General features: G+C 42.6%; 7 protein-coding genes. All 7 read right to left on the reverse strand.

Annotation, left to right across the window (positions count from 1 at the left end; genetic code table 11):
* Positions 1 to 284 precede the first annotated feature (284 nt).
* The 7 genes from FS875_RS06295 to FS875_RS06325 all read right to left on the reverse strand — a co-directional run bounded on the left by FS875_RS06295 (position 285) and on the right by FS875_RS06325 (position 9,083).
* Positions 285 to 1,748, reverse strand: coding sequence for a hypothetical protein (locus FS875_RS06295; RefSeq protein ID WP_144754597.1), 1,464 nt, complete (start codon positions 1,746 to 1,748; stop codon positions 285 to 287).
* 101 nt (positions 1,749 to 1,849) lie between these two features.
* On the reverse strand, positions 1,850 to 2,032 hold the full coding sequence (locus FS875_RS10195) for a hypothetical protein (protein ID WP_166428894.1): 183 nt from the start codon (positions 2,030 to 2,032) through the stop codon (positions 1,850 to 1,852).
* Positions 2,033 to 2,388: 356 nt separating this feature from the next.
* Positions 2,389 to 3,084: a phage adaptor protein gene (locus tag FS875_RS06305; RefSeq protein WP_144754600.1), complete on the reverse strand. Its 696-nt coding sequence runs from the start codon at positions 3,082 to 3,084 to the stop codon at positions 2,389 to 2,391.
* Between the two features lie 82 nt (positions 3,085 to 3,166).
* A complete protein-coding gene (locus FS875_RS06310) occupies positions 3,167 to 4,285 on the reverse strand; it encodes a N4-gp56 family major capsid protein (RefSeq protein WP_144754614.1) in 1,119 nt (372 codons plus the stop codon).
* A gap of 434 nt (positions 4,286 to 4,719) precedes the next feature.
* Positions 4,720 to 5,493 carry a hypothetical protein gene (locus tag FS875_RS06315; protein WP_144754602.1) on the reverse strand — a complete coding sequence of 258 codons (774 nt, stop codon included), beginning with the start codon at positions 5,491 to 5,493 and terminating at the stop codon, positions 4,720 to 4,722.
* 387 nt (positions 5,494 to 5,880) lie between these two features.
* Positions 5,881 to 7,722: a portal protein gene (locus FS875_RS06320; protein ID WP_144754605.1), complete on the reverse strand. Its 1,842-nt coding sequence runs from the start codon at positions 7,720 to 7,722 to the stop codon at positions 5,881 to 5,883.
* Positions 7,722 to 9,083, reverse strand: a complete 1,362-nt coding sequence (locus tag FS875_RS06325) for a PBSX family phage terminase large subunit (protein ID WP_144754608.1) — start codon at positions 9,081 to 9,083, stop codon at positions 7,722 to 7,724. Before FS875_RS06325 ends, FS875_RS06320 begins: the two co-directional genes overlap by 1 nt.
* Between the last annotated feature and the right edge of the window lie 232 nt (positions 9,084 to 9,315).

The raw sequence follows: 9,315 nt of genomic DNA on the forward strand, positions 1-9,315 counted from the left end.
CCTATTTACCGCACAGCTTTCAAAAGGAAGTCTCCACCATCCCTTGTGTCATAAGATTTAAGAGAGCTACTTTTGTATCAAAAGTCATGGTGCAAACTTTTTTCGATCAGAAAGAAACATCAGCCCCACCTTACTTCTTTGATGATAAGGACATCCCCCTCTATCCTTTGATGATCATAGCTTGGCTATCGCCTATATCTTTTAATGATAGAGGCTTAAGCTATCGCACGCATTTTTTATTATAGGGGCATGCCTATCGCATACTTTTTTATTATAGAAGCATGCTATCGCATGCCGGCTGGCATCAATTCCACATCAAATCCGGTAACATGGGTCCAATTCATTCCTTCCGGAATACGCAATTTAAAGCGATAAAATCGTGCCCTTGCGCGACAATGAATTTGACCCGTATTATGAGAAGGCTGTTTTTCTGGCAACCAAACGGTTTCTTCTTCAAGAGATTGTCGAAAACGCATTCCCACAGACAAATAAAACTTTCCACTATTGACTTGAGGCATAATATTTTTCACCCGTGTTATCATGCCATTTGTCTGCCCCATTTCTTGTGAAGTAACCACACAAGCCATAGGAGCCCCAGAAAATGACCCTAGTCTACCCTGTTGATCAAATGCTCCCAGAATAGGTGATTCATTTTTCCAAGCTTTACTATCAAGAGAAAAGGACAAATCATCAATATTCTTAGCCACAAAATCAAGACCTTCTAGCGTTGTTCCAGTCAAGAAAATGGGGAGGATCATTTTGATATCCGCCAGAGCTTTTGTCCATTTTTGCAACCCCCAATCATAAATGAGCAAAATCCGTTTATGAAGGTTTTCATCACTATCGACCATCCAATAAACACGATTATACACGCCATCGATCGCCGCCGACATAGTATACAAATTACTCTGTCTTGATTTTGCGGTCATGGTGCGATCAACTTTTTCAAAACCAATAGGGATAATCTGTCCGTCATTTGCTATTTGATAAAAACCGCCCTCATCGGCAAAGAAAGCCAAATCACCGCGACAAACAATTGATTCAGCATTTTTAGCGCCTCTTTTATCGTGAATTTTTTGGAAACTAAAAATAATCTTAGAGCCTGGAATAAAAGAACCGGAATAGATTGCGGAGCGCATAAAGATAATGGGATTTGTTGTCTCCGTTGCCCCTTGCACAAAACCGCCATCAGGAAAATCTTGATAATCGCAGCTTTTTTTCCCCACGGTCCAAAATTCTGCATCATTAAGTCCCGACCAATGCACCCGTCTTGGATGCTCGGTTAATTTCATCAAACAAACAAAATCTCCCCAGACGCGAACAATCCCTGCTTGTGGTGGATTTCCCCCTAAATCTCTAAATGTTTTATCATGAATAATATCGATCACTTGTGGTTTATCATTAGCATTCACTGCAATAATAAAATCACCAAACAAAGCAAAAGACCACGGCGCATCAATATTTGCCATATAAGCCTTTCCTTTTTGGCTAATATCTTTCCACTTCATTGTTGTATTATCAAGCAAGAAGATTTTTTCTCTTGTCCCGACAAGAATAGAAACGCCATTTTTTGTTTTAACCGCAAGAGCGCCTAAAATGGGCTCTGGACATGGTTCTGACAAAGGCTCAAAATTTGGCATAGGGATATAAGAGCCATCCGCCGGGAGCACATTGACAAGTTCATCAGTAAAAATTCCATTGATATCTGCCACATCGGGTCGATAATCAGCGATTGGGAAAAAAGCCATCAAGCCCCCCTAAAATGTTTCAAGCACCCAGTGCCAAAACACCAAGGCTTGCTCATTGAAACCAAAAAAAGCCCCTAGAATAAAGCTCTAAAGACATAAAATTACATAAAGACACAACTATAAGTTGCTAAACCCTCAAGAAAAATGATCCCCCCATCATGGCAAGCCCACTTCTCCCACCAACGCTCAACCAAAATCACCCGCCAGCACTTTCCAATACCAACCGCCTCAACACCAGCCACCCCAACATCAACCGACAATATCAGCCCCCGTAATACCAGCACCTCCTCAGTATTGAGAAAAAACCTTCATAAAATCTTTGAAGAACCCCAATACCAAGAGATCAATACCCTTCAAGAGAGACCAAGGTTGATGGGGTTAAAACCACAAGATCCCTTAAAACAAGAGCAAAAAAACCACGAAAGACAACCTACAGTTGATTTAACTCCCAAAATATTCACACCCACACTCCCCAACAGCGGCTTAACTTCAACCCTCAAAGCCAATCTAGACTTCAACGCCCAATCCAGAATCTAACACGCATGAAAGCCCCATTAAAGCCCCAAAGCGACTCTTAAAACATAAGCACGGCTCTCGTTCTCAAGAGCAATCTTAAGCATAAAAATTGGAAAGATGTTTTTTAAAAACACATTGGCTTAATCTTTGAAGAACCTTTTCTGCGTGATGTTTCAATGCGTAAAGCTTGAAGCTGTTCTTGAAAATCTCTAAAAGAAACGGCAGCATATTCAGGATCTTTAAGGATATTTTTATAAAGTTCATATTTTGCTCGGGCTTTAATGAGATCAAAAGCATAAATCAACCAAGGATTATTGTCCTCTTTAAGCTGTTCATCGGCTAAATGAAGAGGCGTATAAAAAAGCTGTACGGTTTCGACATTTTCTGGTGTTGGAAAAAGTCCTATTTTTTGCTCAAGACACGTATAAAAGAATGGCGTTCCCAACTCAGGATGCATCCCATATTGTTGATGGAGAGATTCCAAGGGCCTAAAGAATAACTTTGTTGGTGTTGTATTCTTTGTTGCTAAAAAGACCTCAGCCAAGCTTTTTTCTGATTCAATAACAACCCCTTCTTCTTTTCCATACCATGTTTTTCCACTTTGTGTGTTAAACGTGCTTTTTCTTCTTTCATTAAAGAAAAAGAGTTCGCGTTCACACAAACGCAAAGCTGTAACAATTGAATCTTGAATTTGCTGTGAATATTCCGCTGTTGTATCGTCAATTTCATCTTGAATAAGCGCGACCATAGAAGCAAAAGTTTGCGAGCAATCTAAATGGGTAAAATCGCGATTGTTAGGATCATCGGGTAGAGTGGTCATAAGCCTGTCCTTTTTTGGAAGTATTTTAGATTTTTTCCCCCAACAGAATTCTCTTGTTGGGGGAAAGAAGCAAACATTTGCTTTAAGCAGGTGCTCCATAAGTTGGGATGACGATTGTTCCAAAATCTTGAGCCCCTTGCGCACTTCCAGGCAAGGTAAAGCAGGTTTTTTTCATACCGATAATGGTTTTTGCTGCGACCCCAAATTCTCTTTCATAGTCGAAGAGTTCTTCCACCAATTTATAGCGTGTAGCACCTCGATCTTTTCCAAAAGCGATCACAGCACTTTGCGCTCCAAGCAACACCGCACGACGCACATTAGGGACAGCTTTATTTGCTGTTCCAGACTCAACCCCTTCGGTAACATGCTCAGCTTCGCGTAAAACAACGCCATTATACATGCCCAAAGATCCATCATAGAGTGGATTTTTAATACGGCTTCCACTATAGATTGCCTTGGTAATGTCGAGCCATTGCCCCGCATCGGTATTGGTTCGCAATTGCGTTACTTGGGTTGGATGAAGATAAAGCACATAGACATTTTCCCCATCAATCCGTACAGGACGAATTTTAGGATTAGCTAATTTAGCGCGTTCAACCGCTTTATCTATTAGTTTAAGATTAAACACATCGTTTTCTTTTAAATCTTCATCTTTTGTTTTATCATTCGGACGCACCACGCGTTTATTGGTTGGTGCCGTTGGGGTATTAAAACCATAATGAACAGGTTTAAGTGTAATAGATCGTCCTTCAAAATTAATGGATTTTGCGGTATATCCGCACACTTGAATGAAGAACATCATACTCAAACGATCTGCATACCAATCAACCAAACCATTTTTTGCTTCTGTGCGCAAATCGTGGAGAATGCGTTGCTGATCAATGGTGCCTTCATTTTTGACCCGCACCGCATGAACGAGTTCATTAATCGCCAAGCGATCATTGAGAAACTGTAGAGCTTCTTCATTGCCTTCCAATGTTTGCCCTTCACTCACCCCATCACCTAGCAACTGCACACGCAAATTAAAGCTAATGGAATCGCCACTTGCTTTTGTGGTTTCATCCTTTAACTGCACGATACTGTTTGAATCATCCCCAATTAACGGTGCAATTGGGATTGCTTTTGAGACTTCTTGATTTAAGAGTTTAGACCATGTGCGCACTGCCATTGGGTCATTGAGTCCGATATAAGTTACAGTCATTTTGTCCTCTAAAAGTTTATTGACATAAAAAAACCCAGCAAAACGCCGGGCGCTCAAAACACCACATTTCATTTCAAATGGTGGCTTAAGTTGTTCTTGTGTGTTTTGTTTCTGCTAGCCTCTCGCCTCCCCCTGATTAAGAGTACTCCTTACCCGCGTCTGTCCTTTGAAAACGTTCCCTCCCGCGCGCCTCAAGCCCACGCGTATCCCCCAACATTTCATGCGCGAAAAAAAGCCTCTCACGTATTCAGAAAAAAATAGCCCCCACATTCCCAGCCTCATACCCCACACACGTTTCCAGCTAAAAAACACCCCCCCCCGCATTTCACGCGCCAGAACCCCTCTCATGGGGCTCCCACAAAAGAAAATCCCCCATAACATCCCTGTTACACCAAAAGCTTCCTCACATTTTCGCGTAAACACTATTCTTGTGATTAAAATTCTCTTCCCCCCATTAAACGATTAAAAGCAGCTTTATTTTTAGGATCAGCAACCCAAGTGCTAAATTCTGCTTCTGACATTTTATCCAGCATATCCAAAGAAATCGACCCATTGGGTGTCAAGCCGTTATAAGCAGCAAGAGTCCGTGCAGAATTATGTCTTTCCTGCAAATTTTCCCCCATGGTATTCTGAACATTGCTATAGCCAAATTTTTGTGCAATTGCGTAAATCACTTCAGCTGGATTTTGATTTTTTTGCGCACAATCGCGCAAGATCTGCTTCAATTCATCACCAATCCTTGCATCAATATTTTGGGGATCTGCCATCTCAGGATAGAGCGAAGCAAAAGCTGCCAACTGTTTTGCGCGCGTTTCATAAATAAAATCGGCCGCTTGATCAAAATCATGGTGCTTTTGTTTAACACTTGCCACAGACTGCTGATAAAACGCCTGCAATTGTTCTGCTTCGGAAACAGAGGAAGGTTGTTGTTTTTCCTGTAACAGCCCTTGTTTTTGCAATGTTTTTCCCAACCATTGCATATAGCCCATAAAGTCCTTTTGCGGATCGGGTGGTGTATTTTCTTCCCCCCACACCTCTTTTCCACCTTCTTGAGAAGAGTCCTGCTGCTGGAGCCTTTGTCCTTGAAAATTTTCTTTCAAAGTTTTTTCTTCTCTTCCATTTTCACCCTCTTCTCCCACTTGTGGTGAAGCAAGAAAATCCTGTTTCAAATGGTTTTGTTCTGCCGGCGTTAAGTGTTCTTGATCCATGACATTAGCCTTTTCTTTTTTCTAAAAACAATACAATGAAATTTTTCCGATAAAACAGCCTGCGAGCCACGCTTCCTGCAAACCTTGCCCCCCCTCAAGGCTCTCTAACCACTTGGGCTCCAACCTATCGACATCTTGCCCCTCAACCTAAGACGGCCAAATACCTCCCACCCTGCTCCCCACCATGAACAACGAGGCTCTATCGAACATTTTCCCAAACCCGCCCTGATCCCCACAAAACAACGCTTCCCAAAGATAAAGAGAAGCGCCATTGCACGGTATCAGCAACACTAAAGAGGGAAATTTATAGACATCCTTCACTTGATCACTTCACTTGATCAAATCTATTCCAACATTGCGCATTATAAAGCGCCATTATAAAATGTCCTATTGTTGGGCATTTGCTCTTTGCAACATCTGCATGATCTGCTCTACTCCCACATTCTGCCCTATTTGCGCAGAAGCATTTTGCTCTTCTTGCAAAGCATTTTGCGCCTTTATGGCAATTTTATGAATCAGTGAAGCTGGTAAAGGCGAATAGCGTAAGAGATCGAGCATAATCTCTGGTGTTGCAAAATTTTGCATCAAAGGTAGCAATTGCATGATGAGAGCAAAAGTCCGCTCTTTTTCATTAAGACTTGTTGGTGCATCATCGACCACAATATCATATTCCAAACTGGTCACCATTTCGCGTGTTAAGGGAACATACCGCGCATTTTCATCCCCAGCAATACGCACCAACCGCCCATCGGAGAGATAATTTTGAATAAGATAGAGGATAATTTTTCCCTGTCGTTGCCGATATCGACGCAAAGCATCAAAAAAGGAAGCCAAAAGATTAAGGGAGGATTGACGGCGTTGTTGTTCCAGAATACCAGGCTGATTAACCGCTCTTGTTCCAATAAATTCAGAAGACAAGCCCGTCACCTGTTCGAGAGCGCTCTTTGCTTCATTAAACAATTGGAAAAACCCTTGGGGGAATTGCGCCACCGGTTTAGGCTGGATTCTGCCCCCAGCAACAGCCCCACTTTTCAACCAAGTAATACTATCGGCTCTCGCCCAACTCTCAAGAGCTTGTCGATCATCATCAAAAGCATCACGTTCAGCCATAATCCCGCCTTTTGATTGGCTATTGAGCAAATGCATCACTTGACTAAAATATTTATTTGCCCAGCGTTGCGGATCTTTTGTAGGGCGCACAAGACCATAAAAGTGCCGGCTTAATTTATCAAAAGTACCGGTAATACATTCCCATCCCAATTGACCTGCTGGAACCAAAGGCTTATCAGGGGCTTCGAGCAATTTTCTGCCCAAGAATGCCCGTTTGACAATTTTTCTGGTCAACCTTGTTGCTTGAAGATCGGGAAATTCTTTCTTTAAATTTTGAAAGTCCTGCTCCAAATAGTCGATAAACTGTCCACTTTGTGGCTCGAGTACTTTATAGACCACCTCACGTTCAAACCAGCGACATTCAACCAATGTCACCATTTTAGGCTGTTGAGTGCTTGTTCCCTCTTCCAGATAGGCTTCTTCTCCCTGATAGCTTTTCATTATTCCATTGCTCGTTGAGTGTAAAAACCCTTGATGTTTCACCCAATCGGCATGAAGATCACTCCAATGCACATGGGGAAACATTTGTTGAGCAACAGCCAGAGGTTTTTCATCAATATACCATAAACGTTGTGCATCAATAAGATTAGGCTTAACAGCACTCGCATCCCAGACCATTTTCATAGGGTCAAGCCGCGAAATGACGGGTTTTCCTTGTGGATCTTCTTCATAATCAAGGCGGGTATCTGTCCACCCCATACCGCAAATGATAGCATCTTGAAAAGCATCGGAATCTTCATATTCCCCATCAGCTTCATCGCGAAACCATTCAGCCGCCCCTGTCAAGATTTGGTTAGCAAAGGCTGCACCTTCTTGTCGTGGAATAAATTGCACTTGTCGTTTATTATTGCGCTCAGCCCCAATAACAGCATTAATCAGCGGGGCAATACGGTTAAAAGTCATCACCGGTCTATTTTGTTCGTGCAAAACAGCCAAGTCTTGCTCATTCCATTGCCGCCCATTATAAAAATCGTAGTCTTCTTGGGCATTTTTTCGCCATTTTTCGACATGCGCAATATCATCCTGATACCACCGCACAAGTTTTTTAAAAAGTGCTTGCTGTTCAAGTGTTTCGATTTGATCGAAAGAAGAAAAAGAAAAATCTGTAGACATATTCATTAAAAAGCCATCCATGAAGTTTGAGAATGGAGAGAAGAGTGATACGTTTTTTTTCGTGGTCTGGCATGGGGCTGTTCATAAGCCACACACATGAGTCCAAAGGCATCAGCGCCATGGCTTGCCCAATCATGTTCAGCGCCAAGACCAATATTGCGCTGTTCATCACGCTTTTCATGATACCAAGCGAGTGCTTTTCTCCCCGCAACTGTTGTGTCACGATTAAACCATAGAGCAGGAAACAAACGCCTTACGGCTTCGATACGCATTTTGACCGCGCCTGTTCCCTGATTAGGAATGATTTTGGTTTGAAAACCAGCTTGTTGGAGGGCGCTTTCAAAACTGACATTATAGACACGATCTTTTGTTGCGCCATCATGGGGCAAGACCATCAACGCCTTTTCATATCCCCTTTGAAAAACCCATCCCACATGTTCTGAGAGCGGTTGACCTTGAGCTTCATAATAATCGAGCACACGAATTTCACGCCCTACAAATTGCGCGACCCACAAGGCAGTTGCATCGGCTTTTGCACCGGTTCCCCCGATATCCCAAAAGATTTTCACCTGCATCAAAGGATCCCGTGGAACGTTAGTAATCCGCCCTTCCATTTCGGCTTCCAAAAGACATCTTTGATAATAAGCCCCTTGCACAGCTTGGAGATATTCACCTTCCCAAATATGATTATACTGCTCTGGTCTTTGCTGTAAATCATCCAATCGATCTCGATTGAGCTTTTCGGGAAATTGCGGATTATCGCGCCAATTAATTTCTGCGCCTTTGATATTGGGATTATCGACATTTCGAAAACGTTTTTCCACGGGGGCATTTTCATGATATGGGTTCCAAGTGACCCATAATTCTGCATTCCAATCGTCTCCCTCTTCGCGCAAAGTTGGGATAAGGGTTTGCCAAGCGGTTTCAGTGACTGGCTCCGCCTCATCAACCCAGCAAAGGAACACCCGCCCCATAGACTTAATACTCGCGATATTTCGATCAAGCCCCGCAAACACATAAGAAATACGTCCATCTTTTGATTTAATATATTTATCGCCGATTTCATAATAATCTTGCAGAAAAGGATAAGCTTCAATTGCGCGTTTAATTTCTTCCAAAGAGCTCTCATTGAGAGAATTTTGAAACTGGCGCGCACAAAGGATAATCCCGCGTTCACCTGCCATTCCATGGCGATATCCCACCACCGCTGTCATCAAAGCAAAAGAGCGTGTTTTTCCAGAGCCCCGTCCGCCCCAAGCAGCCCGGACATCTGCTTTTCCGGTAAAGACAGGAATAAGCTTTGGAATAAGAGCCACTTGAGCCGTTTTCTGCTCTATTTTTTGAGAAATTTTCTGAACCGTTGTCATGATAAATTTTTATACTTTAGCAACAATTGAGCTCCACATTTTTGATGATGCCAATTTGATGATGCCAAGTTTCATTATTCCAGAACCATTGAAGAAAAAACGCTTATCTCAAAAGCGCTCTATTCATCCTGATACACAATACGTCCCGCTTTTTGAGCATCTCCCTTTTTTGCATGCACCCCTTTTGACGCCCTAAACGCCCCCCCACTTCCTCGAAGCGAAAGCCCCACCC

The sequence above is a fragment of the Bartonella saheliensis genome (genome assembly GCF_902162175.1).

Coding starts and splice junctions, on each gene's coding strand:
- FS875_RS06305 (WP_144754600.1), bottom strand. CDS start 3,084: ATGACCACTCTACCCGATGATCCTAACAATCGCGATTTTACCCATTTA.
- FS875_RS06310 (WP_144754614.1), bottom strand. CDS start 4,285: ATGACTGTAACTTATATCGGACTCAATGACCCAATGGCAGTGCGCACA.
- FS875_RS06295 (WP_144754597.1), bottom strand. CDS start 1,748: ATGGCTTTTTTCCCAATCGCTGATTATCGACCCGATGTGGCAGATATC.
- FS875_RS06325 (WP_144754608.1), bottom strand. CDS start 9,083: ATGACAACGGTTCAGAAAATTTCTCAAAAAATAGAGCAGAAAACGGCT.
- FS875_RS06320 (WP_144754605.1), bottom strand. CDS start 7,722: ATGAATATGTCTACAGATTTTTCTTTTTCTTCTTTCGATCAAATCGAA.
- FS875_RS06315 (WP_144754602.1), bottom strand. CDS start 5,493: ATGGATCAAGAACACTTAACGCCGGCAGAACAAAACCATTTGAAACAG.